Consider the following 24,183-nt stretch of genomic DNA (forward strand, 5'->3'; position numbering starts at 1 on the left):
GCTGCCCCCGTCCCTTATTCCTTGTTGTCATCAGCCCCGAAAATATCGGGTATCATCGCAACCGCCTCCTGCTTTTTCTTATCAAGGATTTTCGCGTAAATCTGTGTTGTTGAAAGTTCCTTGTGCCCGAGAAGTTTCTGAACCGTGTAGATTTCTGCGCCGAGGTCAAGCATGAGGACAGCGAATGTGTGCCGCCCTGAATGGAACGTGATGTCTTTTGTTATTCCCGCCCTATTTGCCCACATCCTTAACTCAGCTATCATATAGGCACTGTATTTGAAACCGACAAAAACCCGGTCATCAGGTTCACGGCGAACCCCCATGTATTGAACCGCTTGTTTATTGATGTCAAGGTATTCTTGCCCGCCCGTCTTCTTCTGTTTGAAGATTATCCGGGTAAAGTCTCCTTGCTGCTGAACTTCACGCCAACGGAGTTTCTCAATGTCTGATTTGCGAAGACCTGTCAGGCATGAGAACATGAACGCATTTTTCAAGGCTGGGTATTTGCATTGGGCAGCAGCCATCGCCTTGACTTCTTCCAATGTCAGATAACTTCTTTCCGTTTCAGCTTGTTTGAAACCCTCAATGCCACGAAGTGGGTTATGCGGTATTATCCTGTCTTCAAATGCTTGGTTGATGCAGGCACGGAGTTTGTTGAAGTAACTGACCTTGCTGTTTTGTGAAAGCGGCTTTGTCACTTCTTCCGTTGTGATAATCTTCCGTTTGTCTCTGCAACGGGCGTTCTTGTCAAGGTGTTCACGAAAACCGATTATCCATTCAGGTGTTATGTCCTTGAATGTGGTGTTAGGCTTGCAATACCGTTCAAGGTGTTTGAGGCAGCTATACCAATTACCCCAGTTTCCCCGGCTCTCGGGGTTGCCGTGACGTTTCTCACACATAGCCCGGTAATAGTCAAGAAAGTTCGTTTCAAGTTTGTAGGCGGCGTTAAAACCGTATTCTCCGTTTTGAAGTTCAACAACCCGCTTGGCTTTTATCGCCTCGGCGAGTTGAAGCGTCTGACGGTTCTTCTCCTTATCCTTTCTGTTCGTTTCAGGGATAAGATAGAGTTTCAAGTATTCATAAGACCTTTTCCCGTTCAGGTAGATGTCGAGGTATAACGTGATATTCCCCGAAGCGGTCTTTCTCTGTCTGAGCCTTATCGGTTCTTTCGATTTTCCCATAATTTTTGTTGCTTTTGTTGCTGTTTTCGATACGAGCAACAAAATAACAACAAAAAAATAATAAAACGAGTATAATCAGAGAAAAATTTTATATAAGTTTATATGGTGTGTAAAACATTGATTGATTAACTGTTATCTATCATTGATTACACCCGTTTTGTATGCCTTTTGCTTTCCGTTTTACTTACTTTACTTTCCGATGCAGAAGTGTTTAAATATATTCCCCAACACCTCATCGTTAGTGATTTCTCCACCAACAATTTCAGCCAGATGGAAAAGACATTCACGTAAATCCTGACTTACCAAATCACCAGAAAGTTGCATGGTCAGTCCATCTTGTACGCGATGAATCGCTTCCAGTGCACGACTTAGTGCTTCATAGTGACGAATGTTGCTGACTACCACATCATTTTGTGAAAGGTCGGGTAGGGCAGCGAAGTCCACCAACTGCTTCTGAAGTAGAGAAAGGCCCTCTTTCTGCTTGGCTGAAAGGGAAATGACACAAGCATCTTCAGGCAAATCAGGAAGAATAGCTTTCAGATCATCTATTGGCTTATGCATCGATGCCGTAGTATCGGTTACTGAACAAGATAAACTTTTTTCTGTTAACGGAAGCAGATCCGTCTTGTTGAGTACAATTACCAGGTGCTTGCCTTGGCAGCGTGGTAGAATCTTTTCGGCCAATTGGTGGTATTGTTCTTCTGCACAGGTTGCATCGATAACCCATAGTACGATATTTGCCTGTTCCAGTTTCTGGAAACTTCGTTCAATTCCTAAACTTTCGATGGTATCAGTCGTTTCACGGATACCGGCTGTATCGATGAAGCGGAAAGTGACACCACCTAAATTCATAGTGTCCTCGATAACATCACGTGTTGTACCGTGGATGTCGCTCACGATAGCACGCTCTTCATTCAGGAGAGCATTCAATAGGGTAGACTTTCCTGCATTGGTTTCTCCTACGATGGCAACCGGTACACCATTTTTCAGAGCATTACCGACACTAAATGTATCTACCAGATGGCTGATAACTTGTTCAATTTGTTGAGCTATTTCTTCCAGTTCTGAACGATCTGCAAATTCCAGTTCTTCGTGGTCGCTAAAGTCCAACTCCAACTCCATGAGTGAAGTCAGATGGAGCAGTTTCTCTCTTAAAGCAGATAATTCACGACTGAATCCTCCACGCATCTGATTCATTGCCATACGATGTGTAGCGGCAGAAGTCGAGGCAATCAGGTCTGCAACTGCTTCAGCCTGACTCAAGTCCATTTTACCATTCAAAAAGGCACGTTGGGTATATTCACCTGGTCCCGCAGCACGACATCCATTCTTAATAAGGAGCTGCATTACTTGTTGCAGAATATATGATGATCCATGACAAGATATTTCTACTGAATCTTCACCTGTATAAGAATGAGGAACACGAAAAAGACTTACCAATACTTCATCTATTATCTCACCTGCAGGCGAAAGAATATGTCCGAATGTCAGGGTATATGGCTTACGTTCTGTCAGAGGTTTTCCCGATATTGGAGTAAAAATACGGTCGGTTATGGCTATAGCCTGAGCCCCCGAAACACGGATCGTACCGATTGCTCCGCCTTGTGCGGTAGCAATGGCACAAATAGTATCTTCTGTTTGTTGTATATTCATGATGTCTTTTGCTTTTAAATCATACAAAGATACGGCTTTTCAGCTTATATCCGGAAAAGTTTGGGTGATAATTATTCTTGAGTGTAAAGTTCTCTGATAAGAAGGTCTACTACTTTTTCAAGGTAAACCCGGTCAGTTTCATCGAACGTAGAAAGCTGATCACTGTCGATATCCAATACTCCTTTTACTTCTCCATTCACTATGATCGGAACGACAATTTCCGAACGGGAAAGCGAACTACAGGCGATATGTCCTGGGAATTGATCTACATCGGGGACAACTTGTGTACGGGCTTCCGACCATGCCGTGCCGCATACTCCACGTCCTTTTTTAATACGATAACATGCTACACTGCCCTGAAAAGGCCCCAAATGAAGTTCACCGTCATGTACCAGATAGAAACCTACCCAGAAAAAGCCGAAAGCTTCCTTTAAGGCCGCACTGGTATTCGCCAATACACTGATTTCGTTTCTTTCACCTTCTATAAGGGATGTAAGTTGTGTAAGAAAAAATTGATATCTTTCTGCTTTGTTTAGTTTGCTATCTTGTTTAAAACTTGCTTCCATAAATATTCTAAATAGCTGTTGTTTTTTTGACAAAACAGGTTCCTCTGCAATAAACAGAGGAACCTGTATATATAAAAAAAAGAAGAATTATAAATATCAGATTCGCTCAAGCACTGTCTTTATCAGGTCGTCTATTTTGTTTTTATATCCTGTATTGGCTTCTTTGGCTACGCGATTGGCTATAACCATGCAGACAGTGGTAGCTTTATGTCCTTGCAGACGTGCAAGCCCTGCAAGTGCTGAACTTTCCATTTCGAAGTTGGTTATGCGATGACCCTGATATTCGAAACTTTCAATCTTTTCATTCTGGTGAGGGTCGGCAAGTGGAATGCGGAGCTGTCTGCCTTGTGGACCGAAGAAACCTCCACAAGCTACTGTAACGCCGCGTACCATATCTGTTCCGGCAATACGCTCAACCAGTTCCTTGTTGGCATGGATAACGTAAGGAGCCGGTGCACAGAGGTTTCCGCTCCATCCCAAGTGATTTAAAAGGGCACGTTCCATCGGAAGGTCGCAAACTGCATTCCTTCCTTCGTAGAAGTTTAGCAGTCCGTCGAACCCTACAGAGATTTCAGAGCATATATAAGTTCCCACGGGAGTATAAGGTTGCAATCCTCCACAAGTACCGATACGTACGATTTCCAGTTGCCGGAAGTTGTCATTTTCTTCACGAGTCTGAAAGTTGATATTAGCCAATGCATCCAGTTCGTTCATAACAATATCTACGTTGTCGCATCCGATACCGGTAGAAGTGACTGTAATACGTTTCCCTTTATATGTTCCGGTTATGGTACGGAATTCACGGCTTTCTACCTCACATTCCTTTGTTTCGAAATGCGATGCTACTAGAGCTACTCGTCCGGGGTCTCCCACAAGGATAACTTTATCGGCCAGATGTTCCGGCTTTACGTGAAGATGAAATACCGAACCATCTTCATTTATAATCAGTTCTGAGGGTGGAAAGTACTTTTTCATAATATTCTTTTTTATTTAGTTAGTTGAGTTTTTGCTATTATATGATAATGATTATTTACCTATCGGTTCATGTCCTGCAGGATTTGCATCCGGGCGGGCGATACTGCTTCTCATATCTGTATCTGCCTGAATATTTTTCATCCGGTAATAATCCATGATTCCCAAATTGCCGGTACGGAAAGCTTCTGCCATAGCCTTTGGAACTTCGGCTTCAGCCTGTATTACATTGGCACGGGCTTCTTCTGCTTTTGCTTTCATTTCCTGTTCCAAGGCAACAGCCATTGCACGGCGTTCCTCAGCTTTGGCTTGTGCAATATTTTTATCAGCATTGGCCTGGTCTATCTGTAAAGATGCTCCAATATTACGACCTATATCGATATCGGCAATATCAATAGATAAAATTTCGAATGCAGTCCCTGCATCCAGTCCTTTTCGTAGTACAAGTTTGGAAATAGAATCCGGATTTTCAAGTACCGATTTATGATTTTCCGATGAACCGATAGATGAAACAATACCTTCGCCTACGCGTGCCAGGACTGTATCCTCACCAGCTCCACCTACCAACTGGCGGATATTGGCACGTACAGTTACACGTGCTTTCGCAATAAGCTGGATACCATCTTTGGCAACGGCGGTGACAGGAGGCGTATCAATAACTTTCGGATTGACAGACATCTGTACGGCTTCAAACACATCACGTCCTGCAAGGTCGATACCGGTAGCCATCTGGAACGACAAATCGATATTGGCTTTTGATGCTGAAACCAGTGCATGAACTACCTTTTCCACATGACCGCCTGCCATATAATGAGCTTCCAGTTCATCGCGTGTAATAGTGCTTAAACCAGCCTTGTGGGCTTCAATCATTGCAGGTACGATAACATATGGCGGAACATTACGAATACGCATCAGAAAAAGCTGAACCAGCGAAATACGTACACCTGATACTTTGGCAGAAAGCCAAAGAAAGAAAGGCACGTAATGGAAGAAGACTGCCAGTAAGACAACTCCTCCAGCCGCTAAAATGAACGGAAGATAGTTAGGGTCAATCATAGGTAATTGATATTTTAAGGTTTAAAAAAATTACTGTTGTATGTAGCGTGTCACATATACAGTTCCATTATTTATACGAGTTACTTGTATGGGAGTACGCTCTTCGATAAATCCATCAGCTGATTGCACTTCGATGATATGGCCGTTTATCTCGGCATTTCCTATCAAGGTAAGGCGTGTCAATGACATGCCTGTATCACCAGCCTGAATATTGATTCCTTTCAGCGGTTCTGGTTTATAGTCGAGTGTCTGTTTGAGCGAAAGACGGTCTACTGTCTTGGAGCGCATGAACCAAATGGTTATACCGATTATTCCAACGGCTTCAACGGCAAGCGTAATAAATCCGGCCTGTGTTCCTACGGAATGAAAAGCATAACAAATGGCATAAAGCAGACTGATTCCCGATGCTATTCCTGCAAGGGTAATGCCGGGGACTAGAAATACTTCCACAGCAAAAAGTAAAAGTCCCGCCAAAATAAGTGCAATAATAATCAGTGTTTCCATATCTGCTCGTATAAAAATGGTGTCTATTTTTTACTGTTTCAATGCTTTAAGCTCTGCATTGCGCACAGATAAAGTCAGTTGTTCCAGCTCATGTCGTAACTCGTTGGTACGTTTTTCTTTATCTAATATACCGGGAGCCATTTTTTCTTTTCCTGCTTTGTTCGATTGCTGATAGGCAGTACGAAGATTTGTCAATGATTCTTCCAATGATGCAAGATCTTTCTCTTTCTGCAAGAATGAAGCATACATCTGCCGTGCTTCTTTAGAACGAAAATCTGATAATGTATGATAAACAGCATTATCGTCTACGACAAAACGGAAGTCACTCTTTTTCTTTTCTGTACTTCCGCCATACAATACCTGAGCCAGATGTTGTCTGGCAATACGTACTTTATCGGGATCACTCCATGTCTTCTTTATTTCTTTTAGTGTAGCAGCATCAATAATAGCTTGCGGGTCAGCTGTTTCGTAGTCGTATACCTGTTTTGTCGAGTTAGGAACGAAAACATATACACAAACTTTTCCTTCTGGCTGATAACGATCAGAAGCAAACCACCCTAAATTGTTCAAGTCATCTAATGCATACATATAATCATTGTATGGAGAGTTAAACGGCATACCGATGTTATCCGGACGGAGATACGTATTGTCATCCGAATCATAACGGGTTACGAAGATATCGTATCCTCCCATACTTTCATCTCCTTCGGCTCCAAAATAAAGTGTGATACCATCTGATGCCATAAACGGATAATTTTGGTTATGTCCTGATTCGTCCAGACCGCTTAATGGCTTGGCATCTTCCCACTTGTCTATCAACTTGAAGCGTGAGTATAAACTCGTTTCTCCGTCTTCAGACGCTTGTGTAAAAATCATTTTATCACCCAGCTCATTTGTAAATGAAGTTCCTGAGCCATCTTCGGTAAGAGAAATGTTTCCCGACTCCTTACTTAATTTATATGCCGAAAGAAAATTATTTTTATCTACTACAAAGCTGTCAATTACAGCTACATTCTCAGTTCCTCTTAACATGCGTGCAGCCTGACGGCAACGGTCTAATTCTTTCTCTGCTGCAGAAGTATCACGCTTCTTTTTTTCCAGCCATTGGATATGCTCTTCAATATTTTCGGTCGCTTCATCAAAGCTATACATTGCATAATATAGTTTTCCCAAATATAGATAAGCATTTATTACTTTGCGTGCAGCACTTTTTTCAAGGTAGGGTTGTGATTCCTGTAATTCACCGGTTTCATAGCAGCATGCTCCGTACCAGAAATTGTAATTTGCATTCGATGGAGCCTGTTTTACTAATTTCTGGAAAACGGGTTTGGCTTCGGCAAACTTGCCTTCTTCAAACCATTGTTTTGCCTGAGTGAGTGATTGGGCGAAAGTTCCTCCCATGCTGCATAAAGCGATAAGTGCTAGCGTATATTTCTTATTCATAATTTTTCGTGTTGTTTCGATGATGTTATTTTCAAAAATACAAAGTTTCTTTGAAATTTTGATTATTTCGGCATTCTAATTTTTCAAAATCTTTCGAGAATCGTTCTTTTGGTGTAATTTTACCCCGTTTTTAAGATTATCGGAAGAAATGGGAAAATTGACAGAAGAAGATAAATTGATGCGACGCATAGAAAAACGCTTTAACAAAGGTGTAGTGCAATATGGACTAATAGAAGATGGTGATAAGATACTGGTAGGGTTGTCGGGAGGAAAAGATTCACTTGCTTTACTGGAACTACTTGCCCGCCGTTCGCGTATTTACAAGCCTCGTTTTTCAGTCGTTGCTGCACATGTCGTGATGACGAATATAGCTTACGAATCGGACATGGATTACCTTCGTTCCTTTGCCGAAAATCTGGGAGTGCCGTTCGTACGCTACGAAACGTCTTTCGATCCTTCTACTGATACCCGCAAGTCGCCATGCTTCCTCTGTTCGTGGAATCGCCGTAAAGCTCTTTTTACAGTAGCAAAAGAACAGGGATGTAATAAGATAGCCTTGGGACACCACATGGATGATATACTGGAAACGTTGCTTATGAATATGGCATTTCAGGGAGCATTCAGTACGATGCCTCCGCGTCTGGTAATGCGAAAGTTTGATATGACCATTATCCGTCCGATGTGTCTGGTACATGAGGCCGATCTGATAGAAATGGCTCAGGCGAAAGGTTATCGTAAACAGATCAAAAATTGTCCGTACGAAAAAGATTCTCATCGCTCGGATATGAAAGAAGTGCTCCGTACGCTGGAACGCATGAATCCTGAAGCTCGGTATAGTTTATGGGGAAGCATGAATAATATTCAGACTGATCTTCTTCCGGAAGAGGTTGATTTATAGCATCTTAATTGGATTTATCTTCCAAAGGCTAAATGATTATGATATGTCGTCAAAAAATTCAGCATATTTCTGAAAAAATATCATCATCTTTTTTAAAAAATTGTACAAAAAACAAGTAAATATCTTGATGTTTTTTTGAGAAGATTCTTTATGATTCATCAATCCTGCTGATATCTACTTTTAAGGCGGAATTATACAGCTTTATAGAACATTTTATATTCGTTTTTTGTTTATTTTAGTATAATTGGAATATGGGGGATAATTCCCTATATCATGTGTTAGCTTTAATATCCAAGAACCATAAATATAATAAGATGAAAAGCAGCTTTATTTATTTACTATTTTTGGAAGAATCACATAATCCGCTAAGAATAAAAAGTTTATGCGGATTATCAAAAAACGAGGTAACGAGTTGGCAACCGTTCTGGTTTCTACATACTTGCATCAATTGCGTTGATGTGCAACTCACTTTATGCAAAGGTACGATTTTTTACGGAACATGCAAAACACCTTTGATTTTTCTTTTCAGCAACCGTCAAAAACAATCTTCCGGTTTCGTACCCCGTTCAAAAGGATAGTACAGGCAGTTAGGAAAAGTGAAAAAAATCAGGCATGATTGAAACAGACTGTTACGGTCGTGTCCGCTGCGATTCAAGATAGCCCGTACTTTCCGACAGGAGGCAAGGTCAGGCGGCATAGCCGTTGCGTGGCAAATCTTCCACGGCTTCGCCGAGCGTATTTGCCACGCAAACCCTTGCCCCCGTCGAAAGTCCGGGCAAGATAACGTGTACAGCGGAAACGACCGATCCGATGGGAACAGTCAGAAAAGGATTACATACAGGAATTGCAGTCTGATACCGGGCAGGGGACGACTTTGTGCCAAAGTCCAAAAAGAGGTTCTTTTTTCCAGACGGCAAACTCCCTCACCTCAAAGAAACAGTCTGTGGCTGGCGCACGAAAACATCCGGCCTTATGCGGACTTAACGTCCGCAACCTGCACATGTACGTAATAGAAAGGGAAATGTAATCTTCATCCGCTTTCCCGCATCTTGCCTACACCCTGTATTCCCGGTTCAACACCTGCTCGATCTCGCTCCTCTTGTACAAGACCTTGCCGCCGAGGACATAGTAAGGCAGTGTGCCGTTGCTCCGGTACTCTCCCAGTGTTCTGCGGCTGACTTTCAGCATACAAGCCACCTCCTTGTCGCACAGGTACACGTCTTCTTTTGGCGGAACCGCGCCATCTCTGGAAATGCCGTCAATCATCGCCGACAGCCGGTCGATACGCTCGTGGACGGACTGCATCCACGCGTCGTCTTTCGTCTTCAATTCATTATACATACTCATTGTCTTTAGTTGATACCTCTGTTCAATCCCTTCAAATGGTGCGCCCCCTGTAGCGTGCATCCTTGCGTCTGTCCTCCACTTTCGTGACGACACGCTCCACGTCTTCCGGCAGGTAGTAGGTACGGTTGCCTATCTTGGTATAGGCGAGCGTGCCGTTATCACGCAAGGTCTGCAAGGTGCGCTTGCTGATTCTCAGCTTCAGGCAGACATCCTGGTGGTCGAGCCAGCCGTCCGTTCCTTTCACGCCTTTCAGATTCAGATGGGGGATTTCCTCCACCCTCTGTATGAACCGTTCGATCTTCATGGCAAATTCCTCGAACGCCTTCCTTTCAAAACATACGATTTCCATAACAATCCGATTTTATGTTGATACTCCAAATTCATACCATCCGGAGAAACGTTCGCTTGTGTGCCGGTATCACCATATCAGGCAGTTCCGCACCGTCCCCAACTGTTTCCCCGTTGCAAATAAAAGCAGGAAGAACCGTATTACAATGGAGCTGTCCGCACATGTCATCTCCTGACATAATGTTTCATGGCGGATGATATGACTGCATGTCAAAACCTTCATTCCGGAGGATGTAACGGGGGCGGATGATTTTTTCAGAAGGACACGACACCCCCGTTTCTTTGAAGCAAAGGTAGCCGTCCCCCACCGGAGCGCAAGGCCGGGCCCTTCGGGTCGGCGGGGAAAAAATCATCCTCACGCTCCGCGCTCCGGTATTTTTTCCTGCCGAGCCTTGACGCCGTTCCGGCGGGAGAACGGCGTCAAGGCATACAAAGAAACAGGAGTGCCTGCACAACAGGCCGGATGTATAACCGATAAAATGAAAGAGATATGGCAATGAAAGACTTCAACGAATGGTTCAACCGTTCATACGCGAGACTGAAGGAGAGAATCTCCATCTACCACAGGAAAACAGACGAGGACGTGTTCCACGACGCCTACCTGGCAGTCAGGAAGCAGGTGATGTTCTCAAGGGAAGGGATTGAGAACTGGGAATCCTATTTTTTCGGCTGTTACCGGAAAATGGTGCAGGCCGGAACGAGGGATAACAGCCGCTACTCCTGCCCCGGTGACGAGTATTTCATCACGCTGGGAGAAACGGACGACAGGGAAGAGACGGAAGAGCGGGAAGAGATGCTTACCGGGTGCGACATGCTGGTAAGGGACATACAGAAGTTCCTCAGGCGGCATTTCTCCTACGAAGATTATAGAATGTTCATGCTGCGCTTCTACGAGACGGGCAGCTCGTTCCGTACCATCGCCAGGCACATGGGCGAGAAGACATCGGTGATAACCCGCCGGGCACAGGTCATGCTGGAATCCGTCCGCGCCAACCGGACGTTCACAGCCCGGAGGAGGATGATAGCAGCCGGAGACGCGGCATGATGATGACTATATAATAATGTATAACGAACCAATTAAAAAAAAGTTCCTATGAAACTGACAGTTTACAACAAGAGCAACTCCCACTCGGCACTGACCTACAAGGGCAAGCGGGTGATCACGGTATGCCGCGACGGCAGCATGTACCTCAGCAGGATATTGAGCAACGATCTCAGCCTTCACGCCGGCAACCGGCTGTGCATCGCCCATGACGAGGACAGGCCGAAGGACTGGTACATGTTCGTCTCCGACGACGAGAACGGCTTCACAATCTGGAACGACCCGCGTTGCGCCCGTTTCTCCAACAGCTTCATCGCCGGGATGATACTCGACGTGGCGAAAATGGAGAAATGCGCGGGATTCATGGTGGCGAGGGATCCGGTAAGGGTGGACGGCAAGCTCTGCTACAGAATCATCCTCGACAACCCGATACCGAAGGGATTGAAGGTCATCGGCGCGAGATAGGCACCGGACCACGACAAAAAAAGCGGAAGGGGCATCCGGCAGCAGGTAGAAATACCCGTTGTCGAATGTCCCTTTTCTCGTGCACCTGAAAAAACATAATAACATAATAAAATATGAGGCTGTCCTTATAACGAACTAACCAACCAACATTATAACGACCTTATAACTGCCCGTTCAACCTGGGCAGAACCGGGAAGCCGTCACCGTTCCTGAACCTGTCTATAAAGCAACGCCTCACATAATAGCCAGCCTAAGCCCAATAATTTGTACCTGAGCATGATATGCGTTTCTTTTGCAGCCGACAATGGTCATGTTGTGTTGGCAACATCGACCTCTTTATTAACCATTCAAAAATCAAAGGATAATGAAAAAGAGACAAGAAGCAGAAGCAAGTGGCGGGCAGCGCAGGCTCCCGCCGGAGGAGTACCGCAACACCTTCATGCGGCCCTACAGGATTGAAGACCGCAAGCCGGTTCTCATCAGCCGGAAATTACGTGACACGCTTGAACGTTTCGCCTGCAAGATTGGCGGAAACCGCATGAGCTTTTTAGGTTTATTGGAGAATACCGTCCGGCATCACATCAGGTTCTATACTGGGGATTTTGAGTTTTGTAAGAAGTTGCAAGTCCTTATTTTCATTCAATTAAAAAAGCATTTTGGCGAGATTTCTTTTTCGGGGGTCCTAAAAATGGAAACTTTCATTTTTGGGGGTAGCAAGTTTATGTTTTGGTCTGACCAAAACCGCCTCCTTCCACTCCCGGAGGTCCCGAAGGGGCACATCCCGTTGGTCTATAAAGTGAGTAAAGTAGGAACTGTAAACAAAAAACGTAACCGGATGATACAGAAGAATGATACCGACAAAAACAAGGGTGGACGCCCGGCAAAGGGGCTGTCCGAGAAACGCAAGTACCGCATCACGGTAAAGATGGCAACCGGGGAATACTACGCCCTGAAGTCGAAAGCCAGGAAGGCCGGTGTCTCGGCAAGCGAGATGGTGAGGCAGGCGGTGGACGGGTGCGTGGTAAGGGAGAGGCTCACCACCGAGCAGGCGGACTTCATCCGCAAGCTCTGCGGCATGGCGAACAACCTGAACCAGCTGACCCGGAGGGCACACAGGGAGGGTGTAAGGCTGCATTCCGGACAATGCCGACACCTGCTGCTTTCGCTGGAAACACTCATAGACCGTATCAGCCTATGATTGCAAAGATTGTAAAAGGCGCGGGAGCCAAAGGGATTGTGGATTACATCCTTGACAGGGAAAAAAAGGCTTCGCTTATCGACCACGACGGAGTTTTAGTTTCCGACAACGGCTCGATAGCACGCAGTTTCATCGCCCAGTCCCGGCTTAATCCGAAGGTAGGAAAGTTCATCGGGCATGTCTCGCTCAGCTTCTCCGGGCAGGACCTGCCACGCTTAACCGATGAGCTGATGGTGCGGATAAGCCGGGAATACATGATGAAAATGGGCATCCGCGATACGCAGTATATCATCGGAAGGCATCACGACAAGGAGCATCCGCACGTGCATATAGCCTTCAACCGCATCGACAACAACGGCAGGACTATCAGTGACAGGAACGACCGCTACCGCAGCGAACGCGTCTGCAAGGAGCTTACCCGCAAGTACGGGCTGTACTTCGCGGAGGGCAAGGAGCAGGTGAACACGGACCGGCTGAAAGAGCCGGACAGGACGAGATACGAACTGTATTTTCTTCTTAAAACGGAAGTGGGAAGGTGCGGTGACTGGGACACGCTTATCGCCAATCTGCGGAAACAAGGGGTGGAAGTACGCTTCAAGCACAAGGGGCGGACAGACGGAATCCAGGGCGTGGTGTTCGGTAAGAACGGCTATCCCTTCAACGGCTCGAAGATTGACCGTCAGTTCAGCTACTCCAAGATAGCCGCAGCCTTGAACCGTAACAGTCCTCAGGAACGGCAGGCACAATCCTTCCGGCAAGGCATCAGCCCGGCTTCAGGCGGTGGCGGGGAGCTTATCAGCGGTTCATTGGGGCTGCTGGACCTCATCCCATCATCCTGCACCGAGACTCCGGAGGAAGCCGAGTTCCGCCGGCTGATGCAGCGGAAGAAGAAAAAGAAGAACAACAAGGGATTCAGAATTTAACAACAACTTAAAAAAATCAAGATGAAAGAAAACACAGAAACCATCATTGCCATGCTGGAAGAACTGCTGACCGTCAGCAAGAGCCGGCAGGCATCACAAAGCGGCTGTACAAACATGGATATTACCTCCATCAAGGCCTTAATTGAGGAAGCCGGCCGCCGTAACCACGAACGCACAGAGGCTGAACTGGCGAAGTTCGCCCACGGTATTGTGGACTGCCTGAATACGGTCAACAACCGGATAGACAGGATTGCCCGGGGGGAACAGCCTGATTTCGGGGAAATCAGAAAACTGCTGGAGCAGGCCGTCAAAAAGACGGGCGGGGCAGATGTCCGGCACACCATCAGCGAGACCCGGCACTCGTTCGCTCTTGAGAACAGATGGGACTGGGCGGTTGTTATCGGTATAGTCCTTCTGATGGCATTGTTAGCCTCGGCGCTCTATTTCGAGAGAAGACAGAATTACGACCGCACAAACAATGACCTGAAGTACCGCTACATCAGGATGAAGGGCGAAGCATCGCCCGAAAGCATCTCCGGGCTGGAAAACCTCTTTGAATTCAACCGGGACAACGGGAAAATCAAACAGATGCGCAAGGATGTGGAAACCTACGAGGAGGCGGTACGCCGGCAGGCCGCCCTCATCGAGCAGGCACGTCTGAAAGAACGGGCGGCAAGGGAACAGGAGGTCAGGGCCGATACCCGGTCCGTACATTATGCCCTGCCGTGGAAAACGTCCGGTCATACGGCAGTCCTTCCCATGCCCCGTACCGTTCCGGACATTTCCATGCATTGCAGGTTAAGACAATGAAAAATCATCAATCAAGAAAATACAAGCATGGCTACAGTAAAAGTTAAATTCCGTGCATCTTCCGTCGGAACGGGAGAAGGCACACTGGTTTATAAGGTGACGCACAGACGGGTGACAAGACAGATTACCACCGGCTACAGGCTTTATCCGCAGGAGTGGGATGGAGCGCATTCGAAGGTTGTCATTCCCTCAGACAGGGACAGTAGGCGTCAGGCTTACCTGAAGGCGTTGGAAGAGAAGATTGCGGATGACATGACCCTCTTTCGGGAAATCATCGCACTGCTGGACTGCACAGGCGGGCATTACACGGCGGACGAGGTGGTGGGACAATACCGTATCCCTCCGGAAACCGGCGGCTTCATGTGTTTTGCCAGGAGCCTGACCACGGAACTGAAACGTACAGGCCGGGAACGTACGGCCGAGCGGTACACCACTGTTCTGAACAGTTTCAGACGTTTTCTGGCGGAACGCGGCGACATCCCTCTTAACCGGATAGAATCCGCACTGATGGTGGAGTACGAGAGCCATCTGAAAGCGGAAGGCATCTGCCCCAACAGTTCCTCCTTTTACATGCGGGGGTTGCGGGCGGTTTACAACCGGGCGGTGGAGAAGGGGCTGACCGTACAGCGGAATCCCTTCAGGCATGTCTATACCGGAATAGACAAGACGGTCAAACGCGCCATCCCGCTGAAAGCCGTAAGGCAGATCAGGGACCAAGACCTGAGGCTGGAGCCGACCATGGATTGGGCAAGAGACCTTTTCATGTTCTCGTTCTACACACGCGGCATGTCGTTCATCGACATGGCATACCTGAAGAAATCCGACCTGAAGAACGGAGTCCTGTCATACCGCAGACAGAAGACCGGACAGCGGCTGTTCATCAAATGGGAGAAACCCATGCAGGAAATTGTCAGCAGGTACGACACCTCCGGGACACCTTACCTGCTGCCTGTCATCAGGGATATGCGGACAGACGGAAGAAAGCAGTACAAGTCTGCCGCCCACAGGGTGAACCGTCTCCTGAAAAAACTGGGGATGCGGCTCGGACTGGCAATCCCCCTCACCATGTATGTCGCCCGCCACGGATGGGCCAGCATTGCCAAAAGCAGGAACATCCCGGTTTCCATTATCAGCGAGGCGATGGGGCATGATTCGGAAAAGACCACACTGATCTATCTGGCTTCATTGGATACATCCGCGATAGACAAGGCCAACAGCCTTATCCTGAAAGCATTGTAGGATGAAACATAGAGAAAGACCGGGATATTGTCGGACAAATCCGGCTTTCTCTCCGGAAGAGAAATTACTGTAGTAAAATTATGAAAAAAGTTGCAGACAGACAACAAAAAACAATAAAAAAATCAATCCGCGATATAAAAACATCGGGCATCCGTCCGTCAAACGGGCTTCCATGCTCGATATTATCTCATTTATTACCCTGATTGTCAGTAGTATATCACATGTATATTTCTCTTCCGGAGAGAAATACAAGCCATGAGCCTCCATGCGCCTTTGCGTATGTCCTTCCCGCCTGATGCGGGAATGTTTAACGAAACCTTTGCAATAACGACAGACCGGCCTGTCAATACTAATGAGACAACAAGAAAAAGAAAAAATATGAAAAAACTGATCCTCGGTGTTTTCCTTGCCGTTTGCTGGTGTACAGGCACCGCCAACGCGCAGGATATAGCAGCAAAGACCAATCTATTGTATTGGTCAACCACAACGCCCAACTTGAGCCTGGAATTCGGGTTGGGTCAACGCACGACCCTCGACCTCACGGGTGCCTACAACCCATGGACGCTGGACAAGGACAAGAACAAGAAAATCAGGCACTGGCTGGTCATGCCTGAGTTCCGCTACTGGCTCTGTGAACGCTATAATGGCCACTTCTTCGGTCTGCACAGCGGCTATGCCTTCTACAACATCAGCGGCGTGAGAATCCCTTTCCAGAGCAAATCCACCAAGGACCACCGCTACCAGGGATGGGCCACGGGTGTCGGGCTTTCATACGGATACTCCTGGATTCTGGGCAAGCGTTGGAACCTCGAAGCCACGATCGGCCTGGGCTACATCTACACGAATTACGACAAGTACGAGTGCGCCACCTGCGGCAAGTTCAAGGGCAGTCAGGACAAACACTACTTCGGCCCGACCAAGGCGGGTATCTCCCTGATATACATAATCAAATAACAAGGAAATGACTATGAGACGCTTATATATCATACTATTGCTGATATTGGCAGGTAGTCCCGTGATGCTACATGCCGAGAACGAAACCAGTTACCTGCCCTCGATCGGAATCCGTCAGGGAGGTGTCGTCAAGCAGGGCCGCACGGTCGAGCTGACGATGTCCGTGGATTTGAGCAAGGCCAAAATCCGCACGCAGCACACCGTGGCGCTGACGCCCGTGCTCGTGTCGGCGGACGGAAACCGGGAGATAGCCTTTCCCCCGATTGTCATCGACGGCAAGACCCGCCACAAGGTCTATCTGAGGGCGCAACGCCTCGAAAGCGTGGAACTCCCGCCTTTTCACGACGATTCGTCACAGGTAATCATACGCCACGGCAGCAAGAACCAACAATACGACTACGCGGCTGCCGTGCCCTACGAGCGGTGGATGCTCGACGGGCGGGTCGAGCTCCGCGAGGAGGTACACGGCTGCACCAACTGCGGCGAGGGCAAGGCCGAACAAGGCCTGTGGAGCGGCATCCTGCCCACCTTTATCCCCGATTACCGTCTCGATTCCATAGCCCCGGAACCCGAACCGGTGAAGGTGCGTGCCGAGACCCGTACCGCGCGGTTGCAGTTCCGGCAGGACAGCTACAATATCCTGCCCGGGTTCAAGGACAACCGTGCCGAACTGGACACCGTTTCCAACTCCATCGAACTGGTAAAGAAGAATGCCGACGTCAGGATTATCGGTATCTACATCACCGGTTACGCCTCTCCCGAGGGCAGCATGGCGCATAACATGACCCTCTCCGAGAACCGCGCCAAGGCACTGGCCGACTATATCCGCCGCCACGATGCCATATCGCCCGACATGCTCCACGTGGACTGGAAGGGCGAGGACTGGGAAGGCTTCATCCGTGCGCTCGGCGACTTCCCGAACCTGCTCAAGCGCGACGAGGTGTATGAGGTCATCGAACGCTATCCCGACGAACGGGACTTCTGCGAGTTGCAGCTCCAGAAACTCGTGCCGCCAACCATTTACCACAGGCTGCTCACCGAGATATACCCCGCGTTGCGCCGCAATGAGTACCGCATCGAGTACAACGTGCGCAACTTCAACCTCGAAGAGGCACGCCGCATGGTCGATGAGCGTCCCGACCTCCTGAGTCTGTCGGAAATGTACAAGGTGGCCGGCTCCTACGGGAAAGGCACGCCCGGGTACGACAAGGTGATGGCCACCGCGGTACGCTATTTCCCCGCTTCGCCCGCCGCGCTCAACGAGAATGCCGTGAACGCCATCTCACGTAAGGAGTACGCCAAGGCAGTGGAACTGCTCGAAAAGTCGGAAGTCACCGCGAAATCTGCCGAACTGCTGACTACGCTCGGCGTGGCATACGCCGGAGCGGGACAGTATGACAAGGCCGAAGATGCTTTCCGGCGTGCCGCGGAGGCCGGCTCCGAGACGGCCCGGCACAACCTCGAAGAGGTGCGGCAGGTCATCGACCAGTTATAGACGAAAACCATAAGCGAGAAGTTATAAAAACCATTTTATTAATTTTTTAAACAACAAAAAGATGAAAGTCAAGAGTTTTTTATTGACAGCTTTAGCAGCGTCAATGACGTTTGTTGCATGTGACAACAACGACAATGAAATGGGACAGCTGGACAACACTCCCAAGAGTGTGAGCATCAACCTGTCCAATGTGATCTCAACCAGAGGTGCCGGTCAAGCGATAAAAGACGACTCAAAGGTTTCTTTGGCAGATTTACAGGTATTCTTTACAAACGGAACGACCCTGTATAAAGGAAAGACAGTAAGCGGAACTGAGGCAGTCCACTACTTTTCCACTAAAGGCGGTTTTGACAGTCGTGACGATCGGGTATTCCATTTTTTACCTGCCGAGGTGAACAAGGTAATCGTTGTAGGTAACAACGGTAGTGAAATAACTGAAGCTACTACTTATGAAGATTTACAAAAAAAACTGGCAATCGCCGAGCAGCAAGATCCGCAAAAACTTGACCTTTACAAAGAAGTTGAATTGACTTCTGTGGAGGGGCAAGACGATTTAGGACACCCGCTTTACAAAGCGAATGTGGTGCTTGAACCGCGTGTATCCAGAATCGAAATCGGCGCATTCAAGTATAATGCTATTGCTGAAGGCACCCCACGTAAGTATACGAGCATTGAGGTTCAACAGGTTATGTTGAACAACTATTTTACAACAGCTGATTTTCAAGTTGGAACAGCCAGTACCGTATCCAAGGAAGAAATCACAGCAGCTTCTGTGTTCGGTATTTTCGACAAAGCTGCCCAAGCAGGCGCAACAAACCCCGTATGGTATAGCGACGTGTTCAGTGCTGACGAATCTGTAGATCCTGTAACCAAATTGCAAGTAATTACATTGGATGCAGCTGCACAGTATGAGCATGCTTACACAGAAAGAAATGTCCGCCCTGCATATCACTTCTTCCCTAAAGATGATGCGATTGGCACCACCAACCATCCTCAGGTACTTGTAAAATTGATCGGTACAAAGTCTGATGGAACTAAGGAACCTCTTTACCTGGCTACCAGTACATTCAATCCGGCTGTTACAGCAGATTTCGCCAAGATTTACGTCATGAACTTTGAATTTGATGATGAAGACTTGGATAATCCTCAAAAATGTGTGGAGGTAACTGTTGACGTCATGAGCTGGGATGTAGTTCCCGTCACTCCTGAATTTTAATAATTGATAACCCGATACAGAGGGCTAAAGTTCCGCCCTTTGTATCCTTTAACACTTCAATCACATATATATATGAAATTGACGAATATTGTTTTCTGCCTGACGTTGCTCGCCGGAGCCGCCACATCCTGCATCCGTGAGGATCTGGACGACTGCCTGAGCACGAACAAGTTGTTGCTCAGTTACAAGGGCGACGGCACCACGGAGATATTCCCCGACAAGATCTGCCGGGTGGAGATGTTCATATTCGATGCAGAGAATCGATGCGTCAATTCGAGTATCTTACCAGAGGAACAAGTTAAGGGCCGCACGGCTATGCTTCCCCCGCTCGCTGCCGGTGATTACCGGATTGTCTGCTTGGGGAACACCCACCACACGAAGGTCGATGGCATCGCCACGGGCGATTTCGGCCGGATGCTCTTTGCCGCCGGGGATTATTTCGACGAGAAACAGGTTGCCGGCAACGATTCGCTTTACTATGCAGCCACCTCTTATACCGTACTGCCTTACAGCGGTCGTGAAGAGGAGAACCAGACCAAAACCATAGAGTTCGCCAGCTCTCACTACGATTTGTTGGTGGAAGTGGCCGGAGTTCCCGCCACAGGAAACCGAGCAGGCTCGCTGCCTGTGCTTGAGATATGCGGAGTCTCACCCTGTACCGATTTCAAGAACCGGACCTGCGGGGAGGCGACCGACTATTTGCTTGAAACAGAATACGAGGCCGGGAAAGCGTTGCTCACAGCCCGTACCAATATAATGCGTCACAAGGATCACGAGAACGTGAATATCCGCTTGAGCGCCGTTCCGAACGGAGAGACGCTGGCCGAAGTCAACCTCGCCGAGTTCCTTGCCGACAATCCCGTCATAGACTGTTCCAAACACGAAGTGATCATCCCGATACGTATCGAGTTCAAGTCGGGAGAAATCACGGTAGGCGTCCCCGAATGGTACATCGAACAAGTGAAACCTGAGTTTTAAGATCGAACCCAAAAGAATATGCTGAACACAAGAAAAATATTATACTGGGCGGTTACAGCGGTATGCTGTGGCTTGTTGCCTTTCGGGTGTGTCAAGGAGGATGCCGCATCGCTCGGCGAACGGCACGATGTGGCGGTGCGGCTCAATGTGGGGACACGTGCCGTCAGCGAAACCGACGGTACGCCTACCGATGCAGAGTCTGCCATCCATACACTTCGTGTCTATGCTTTCGTAGGCGGCCAGCCTGCGGGCCATTACTTTACAGACGATGTGGAAAACCTTCCGCACACGTTCTTCATGGATCTTACTTTTTATTCGACTACAACGCAGCAAGTGGACTTCTACGTCGTGGCAAACGAAGGAGCCATGTTGGTTCAAGGTTCGGGTGCCCCCGAGTCTCTGTCTGAGACAACATCGGAAAACCAGTTGAAGGCATATTGGTTCACTGAATTGCGGGACGTAACGACCTACGGCCTTCCGATGTTCTGTGAACAGCAGGCAACACTCGACTTCACGCATGTAAGCGATGAAATCCCGACTGATCCCGAACATACCGGACATACCCTGCTTGATTACGACATCACGTTCGAGTTGCAACGCCCCGTGGGGAAACTCGGCGTATTTGCAGCCAAGCCGCAAGGCGAGACCGGAGAGTTGCGGATAACAGGACTGACAATGCTGTCTTCCGGTACACTTACACGTAACTACCTTATGCCGCAGACCGATGAAACGCTGAAGGACATAACGAGCATCGTCGGAGACTTTGAGTTGGAAGTGGTCGGGGAAGCGGTAACTAAAGAGTTGGCTAACGGCATCAGCGAAGATGAACGGAAGAATCCGGAAAATTATACCGCTGTGCTGAATGTGCCTTTCTACCCGTTTGAGAACCCGTGGGGCAGCAGCGCTTGGAATGCCAAGGGCGATGAGAAAGGCAACGTTCTTCAAATCGATTACTCATTCGGCGAAGGGAATGCACGCACCGGGTTGGTTTACCTGCCCCCGATTGTGAGAAACCGCTATTACACGGTGTGCTGCCTGATGCACAATGACGGCAAGATAACAGTTGAATATACGGTAGCCGACTGGGAAGGTGTAACATATCCGCTCGAATTTGACTATCCGAGTTACGAGAACCCTATCACACCGGCAAACGGCACTTCACTTCCCGGAGGAGGGAAATATCCTCAGCCGACAGTCTGGTTTAACTCTGATCCTGATTCCCCACTCGGAAGTTACTCGTTCAGTTTCAAGATGACAGGTCCCACCGGACAGAAGTGGACTCCCACGTTGCTCAACAATCCCGGAAAATTCAAGGTGTCGGTTTACCAGAATGGGACGGAGATTGCGGATGCCGACAAATGGGTGGCTTCCCCGGACGCTTATGAAATACGGGTCAGGGCAGTGTCAGCCGAGAATGTAGGTGACACCGTAAGTCTGGGTATCAGTTATAAACCGACTTGGAGCGAAGCAAGTTCGCTGCTGTTGATTAACGGACTGACCAACGACCTGAAATGGGAAGAAAGCACGCTTGCCGAAACTATTGTGATAAAACAAATAGAAATACCTCAAAATTGACGAGCTATGAAACAGCTATTACATCATATTGTTTTCTGCTGCATGGTGGTTTTGTGTTTTACCGCCTGCGACAAGGATGACGCCTTGTGCGTTTCCGGATCGGGAGGAGACGGCAACAGTATCATACTCGACCTTGCATCCGCATCGTTACCCGTGACCCGTGCGACCGTCCAAGCTACAGGTGCGGAAATCGCGGTCAGCCATCTTGATGTGCTGATTTTCAAGGAAGACGAAACGAAAGTATGGCACGAACGGGTAAGAGGCAGTGCGGGTGGTAGCGGTAAAATCACCTTGTCCGCCAAGAGAAGCGATTTTGCTGCAGATGAGGCATATTGGGTATATCTGATAGCCAACAGCACAGCGGATGTCAGCGTGTTCGAAACCAAAGACTTCGATTTAGGCGATCTCAAAGGAATGGTGCAGGAAGACGAACGTATCCACGTAACCGGACTGGACGTCATCGGTGCTCCACAAACATTCCTGATGGACGGCGTCGCCTATCCGAAAGAGACGAACGAGCCTGAAACCGTGGCTCCCGTCGTGCTGAACAACGGAACGGAGGCCGACAACACGGAGTTGCAGGTGGTTCTGCGCCGTGCGGCAGCCAAGATTGTGGTCAAGATAAGCAAAGGTCAATACGTGGAGTTTGATAACAGCCCGGCAGCCAGTAACGCAGGATACTACTTGCGAAACATGCCTTACACTACATCTGTGGTACCACCCGTGAGTATGGATGAAGACTATGCCAAGCTGAGAACCCCTGATTTGTTCAACGGCGACTATTTTGATTGGACACCAGAGGTAATTACCGTGACGGCTTATGCTTATGCCCATGTTTGGGAAGATGCAAGTACCCTGGAAAAGGAGGTGCGCCTGATTGTAAACATCCCGATGAATTATACGCCTCACAATGAAGACGGTTCTACCGGAGATCCGCAATTCATGGAGAGCAGCTATTACCAGATTCCGGTCAGTGCGGCCAAGAAATTGAACCGCAATACCTGTTACGAAGTCTTGGTTACGGTCAATGCCCCGGGAGGCAGCAACCCGTTGAAACCGGTTGAATTGACAGATATAGCGTACTCAGTATACGATTGGGAGAAAGAACAGATAAATGTCGGTGGCGAAGACAACCGTCCCGCATATCTCACGCTGAACGAGTACGAGATGGAGATGCACAACATGGAAGAGGACAATACAACACTGGAGTTTGCCTCTTCATCGGAAGTGACAGCAGAAATCACTAAAGTATATTATATCAACAAGTTCGGACAGGAGCAGGAGTTGGAAAAAACCAATAACAGAAGCAATCCGGATGAATGGGGCGAGCAAGACGGCTGGGATTACAAAAACCGCTGTACGATTAAGATTACACCTGATGAAAACATCACGGGTAATATCAATATCTATGGTGACATTCCAGGCAACAATGCTGTGAGGTTCATCGAGTTCACGGTTAGAAATAAGGAAGGTATTTCCCGCCCTGTCACGGTGGCACAGTATCCGTTGACCTATATCACGAATGTGGAAGGATATTATTCTTATCGCGATGACTTTGTGAGCACAGCTTCAGATGGAACCAGAGGTGTCACTACATGGGAACTTCTGGCAGGAAAGGAAGTAAACAAGGGACAGCAGTATTCTTCCGAACAGGTTCCATATGACGAAAGCACAGCTTGGATATGCGGATGTTCTTGGAACAGAAATAGATGGTCCTACAGCAAGAATGGAACGGGATTCTTCGGTTCTAAAATTGCACAAAAATTTAATAGTGAGACAGGTTTGTGTACTATTTATTATGCACGTTGGTCTGAATCCAGAACTCGGAGGCCTTACAAATATACTTACAATACAACTACGGGTAGTGTTAATGGTCTTAACAATCACCGTATGTACCATGTGACCATCACAGCAACTTCGGACGAATACACCTTGGGGCGTCCCCGTATTACAGATGGCAAGACAGATCCGGGTGAAGACAATGCCGTGGTGGTATCACCGTCGTTCATGCTTGCCTCCCAATTAGGGGCGGTGATGGCTGCCGACAATGTAAATATGGCTGCTGAGCACTGCGAACGATACGTGGAGGTGGCAAGGGACGGAACGGTATATGATGACTGGCGCTTACCAACAAGGGCTGAGATAGAGATTATTTATAAATACCAGAATGATTCGGATGTGATGGACGAAGTGCTTGCTGGCGATAGGTATTGGAGCGCGTCAGGTCGTGTTCCCAAACCGGGCATTGGCCAAACTGAGGACCAAGCTATCCGCTGCATACGTGATGCCTATGACAAGAAAACCGGTAAATAGAAAGGAG

22 protein-coding genes and 2 pseudogenes are annotated in these 24,183 nt (G+C 48.0%); 14 read left to right on the top strand and 10 right to left on the bottom strand.

The window, feature by feature from the left end; translation table 11 throughout:
- Window positions 1-14 precede the first annotated feature (14 nt).
- The 7 genes from BACCOP_RS00785 to BACCOP_RS00815 all read right to left on the bottom strand — a co-directional run bounded on the left by BACCOP_RS00785 (window position 15) and on the right by BACCOP_RS00815 (window position 7,375).
- Entirely contained in the window at window positions 15-1,181 is a 1,167-nt protein-coding gene (locus BACCOP_RS00785; RefSeq protein ID WP_007565105.1) for a site-specific integrase, read from the bottom strand.
- Between the two features lie 189 nt (window positions 1,182-1,370).
- On the bottom strand, window positions 1,371-2,834 hold the full coding sequence (mnmE, locus tag BACCOP_RS00790; protein WP_007565108.1) for a tRNA uridine-5-carboxymethylaminomethyl(34) synthesis GTPase MnmE: 1,464 nt from the start codon (window positions 2,832-2,834) through the stop codon (window positions 1,371-1,373).
- Window positions 2,835-2,905: 71 nt separating this feature from the next.
- Window positions 2,906-3,400 (bottom strand): GAF domain-containing protein, encoded by a 495-nt coding sequence (locus BACCOP_RS00795; RefSeq protein ID WP_007565109.1) that lies wholly within the window; start codon window positions 3,398-3,400, stop codon window positions 2,906-2,908.
- 96 nt (window positions 3,401-3,496) lie between these two features.
- Window positions 3,497-4,375 (bottom strand): nucleoside phosphorylase, encoded by an 879-nt coding sequence (locus BACCOP_RS00800; protein ID WP_007565111.1) that lies wholly within the window; start codon window positions 4,373-4,375, stop codon window positions 3,497-3,499.
- A 51-nt stretch (window positions 4,376-4,426) separates the two neighbouring features.
- On the bottom strand, window positions 4,427-5,428 hold the full coding sequence (gene floA, locus BACCOP_RS00805; RefSeq protein ID WP_007565113.1) for a flotillin-like protein FloA: 1,002 nt from the start codon (window positions 5,426-5,428) through the stop codon (window positions 4,427-4,429).
- A 30-nt stretch (window positions 5,429-5,458) separates the two neighbouring features.
- Entirely contained in the window at window positions 5,459-5,932 is a 474-nt protein-coding gene (locus tag BACCOP_RS00810; RefSeq protein WP_007565115.1) for an NfeD family protein, read from the bottom strand.
- A gap of 30 nt (window positions 5,933-5,962) precedes the next feature.
- Entirely contained in the window at window positions 5,963-7,375 is a 1,413-nt protein-coding gene (locus BACCOP_RS00815) for a tetratricopeptide repeat protein (RefSeq protein WP_007565118.1), read from the bottom strand.
- Between the two features lie 148 nt (window positions 7,376-7,523).
- On the opposite strand from BACCOP_RS00815, the gene BACCOP_RS00820 reads away from it, so the two are divergent.
- The gene (locus BACCOP_RS00820) at window positions 7,524-8,273 is read left to right on the top strand and encodes an ATP-binding protein (RefSeq protein WP_007565120.1); all 750 of its coding nucleotides are present in this window, start codon (window positions 7,524-7,526) and stop codon (window positions 8,271-8,273) included.
- A 686-nt stretch (window positions 8,274-8,959) separates the two neighbouring features.
- Here the strand turns inward: BACCOP_RS00820 and BACCOP_RS00825 are convergent.
- From BACCOP_RS00825 to BACCOP_RS00835, 3 genes and pseudogenes are all read right to left on the bottom strand, one after another.
- Window positions 8,960-9,163, bottom strand: coding sequence for a hypothetical protein (locus BACCOP_RS00825; protein ID WP_040311664.1), 204 nt, complete (start codon window positions 9,161-9,163; stop codon window positions 8,960-8,962).
- Between the two features lie 140 nt (window positions 9,164-9,303).
- Window positions 9,304-9,614 (bottom strand): annotated as a pseudogene (locus BACCOP_RS00830) (helix-turn-helix domain-containing protein).
- A gap of 37 nt (window positions 9,615-9,651) precedes the next feature.
- Window positions 9,652-9,969, bottom strand: a complete 318-nt coding sequence (locus tag BACCOP_RS00835; RefSeq protein ID WP_007565127.1) for a helix-turn-helix domain-containing protein — start codon at window positions 9,967-9,969, stop codon at window positions 9,652-9,654.
- A gap of 489 nt (window positions 9,970-10,458) precedes the next feature.
- Between BACCOP_RS00835 and BACCOP_RS00840 the strand changes: the two genes are divergently transcribed.
- From BACCOP_RS00840 to fimD, 13 genes and pseudogenes are all read left to right on the top strand, one after another.
- Entirely contained in the window at window positions 10,459-11,013 is a 555-nt protein-coding gene (locus BACCOP_RS00840; protein WP_007565129.1) for a helix-turn-helix domain-containing protein, read from the top strand.
- Between the two features lie 48 nt (window positions 11,014-11,061).
- A complete protein-coding gene (locus BACCOP_RS19360; RefSeq protein WP_083779521.1) occupies window positions 11,062-11,475 on the top strand; it encodes a hypothetical protein in 414 nt (137 codons plus the stop codon).
- A gap of 364 nt (window positions 11,476-11,839) precedes the next feature.
- A pseudogene (locus BACCOP_RS19365) lies at window positions 11,840-12,067 on the top strand (DUF3408 domain-containing protein); the annotation flags it as partial.
- Between the two features lie 243 nt (window positions 12,068-12,310).
- The gene (locus tag BACCOP_RS00850) at window positions 12,311-12,673 is read left to right on the top strand and encodes a plasmid mobilization protein (protein WP_040311685.1); all 363 of its coding nucleotides are present in this window, start codon (window positions 12,311-12,313) and stop codon (window positions 12,671-12,673) included.
- Entirely contained in the window at window positions 12,670-13,596 is a 927-nt protein-coding gene (locus tag BACCOP_RS00855; RefSeq protein WP_007565132.1) for a relaxase/mobilization nuclease domain-containing protein, read from the top strand. The genes BACCOP_RS00850 and BACCOP_RS00855 overlap by 4 nt, the downstream gene beginning before the upstream one ends.
- A 21-nt stretch (window positions 13,597-13,617) precedes the next feature.
- A complete protein-coding gene (locus tag BACCOP_RS19170; RefSeq protein ID WP_007565133.1) occupies window positions 13,618-14,406 on the top strand; it encodes a hypothetical protein in 789 nt (262 codons plus the stop codon).
- Window positions 14,407-14,433: 27 nt separating this feature from the next.
- Window positions 14,434-15,645: a tyrosine-type recombinase/integrase gene (locus BACCOP_RS00865; protein WP_007565134.1), complete on the top strand. Its 1,212-nt coding sequence runs from the start codon at window positions 14,434-14,436 to the stop codon at window positions 15,643-15,645.
- 378 nt (window positions 15,646-16,023) lie between these two features.
- Window positions 16,024-16,599 carry a DUF3575 domain-containing protein gene (locus BACCOP_RS00875; protein ID WP_040311687.1) on the top strand — a complete coding sequence of 192 codons (576 nt, stop codon included), beginning with the start codon at window positions 16,024-16,026 and terminating at the stop codon, window positions 16,597-16,599.
- A gap of 13 nt (window positions 16,600-16,612) precedes the next feature.
- Window positions 16,613-18,094, top strand: coding sequence for a DUF3868 domain-containing protein (locus BACCOP_RS00880; protein ID WP_007750251.1), 1,482 nt, complete (start codon window positions 16,613-16,615; stop codon window positions 18,092-18,094).
- A 61-nt stretch (window positions 18,095-18,155) separates the two neighbouring features.
- Window positions 18,156-19,310 carry a hypothetical protein gene (locus tag BACCOP_RS00885; protein WP_007565141.1) on the top strand — a complete coding sequence of 385 codons (1,155 nt, stop codon included), beginning with the start codon at window positions 18,156-18,158 and terminating at the stop codon, window positions 19,308-19,310.
- A 72-nt stretch (window positions 19,311-19,382) separates the two neighbouring features.
- The gene (locus BACCOP_RS00890; RefSeq protein ID WP_007565142.1) at window positions 19,383-20,288 is read left to right on the top strand and encodes a FimB/Mfa2 family fimbrial subunit; all 906 of its coding nucleotides are present in this window, start codon (window positions 19,383-19,385) and stop codon (window positions 20,286-20,288) included.
- Between the two features lie 18 nt (window positions 20,289-20,306).
- On the top strand, window positions 20,307-21,863 hold the full coding sequence (locus BACCOP_RS00895; protein WP_007565144.1) for a fimbrial protein: 1,557 nt from the start codon (window positions 20,307-20,309) through the stop codon (window positions 21,861-21,863).
- Between the two features lie 6 nt (window positions 21,864-21,869).
- Window positions 21,870-24,176: a fimbrial tip adhesin FimD gene (fimD, locus tag BACCOP_RS00900; RefSeq protein WP_040311666.1), complete on the top strand. Its 2,307-nt coding sequence runs from the start codon at window positions 21,870-21,872 to the stop codon at window positions 24,174-24,176.
- Window positions 24,177-24,183: the final 7 nt, after the last annotated feature.

The organism is Phocaeicola coprocola DSM 17136, from assembly GCF_000154845.1.
GTDB lineage: Bacteria > Bacteroidota > Bacteroidia > Bacteroidales > Bacteroidaceae > Phocaeicola > Phocaeicola coprocola.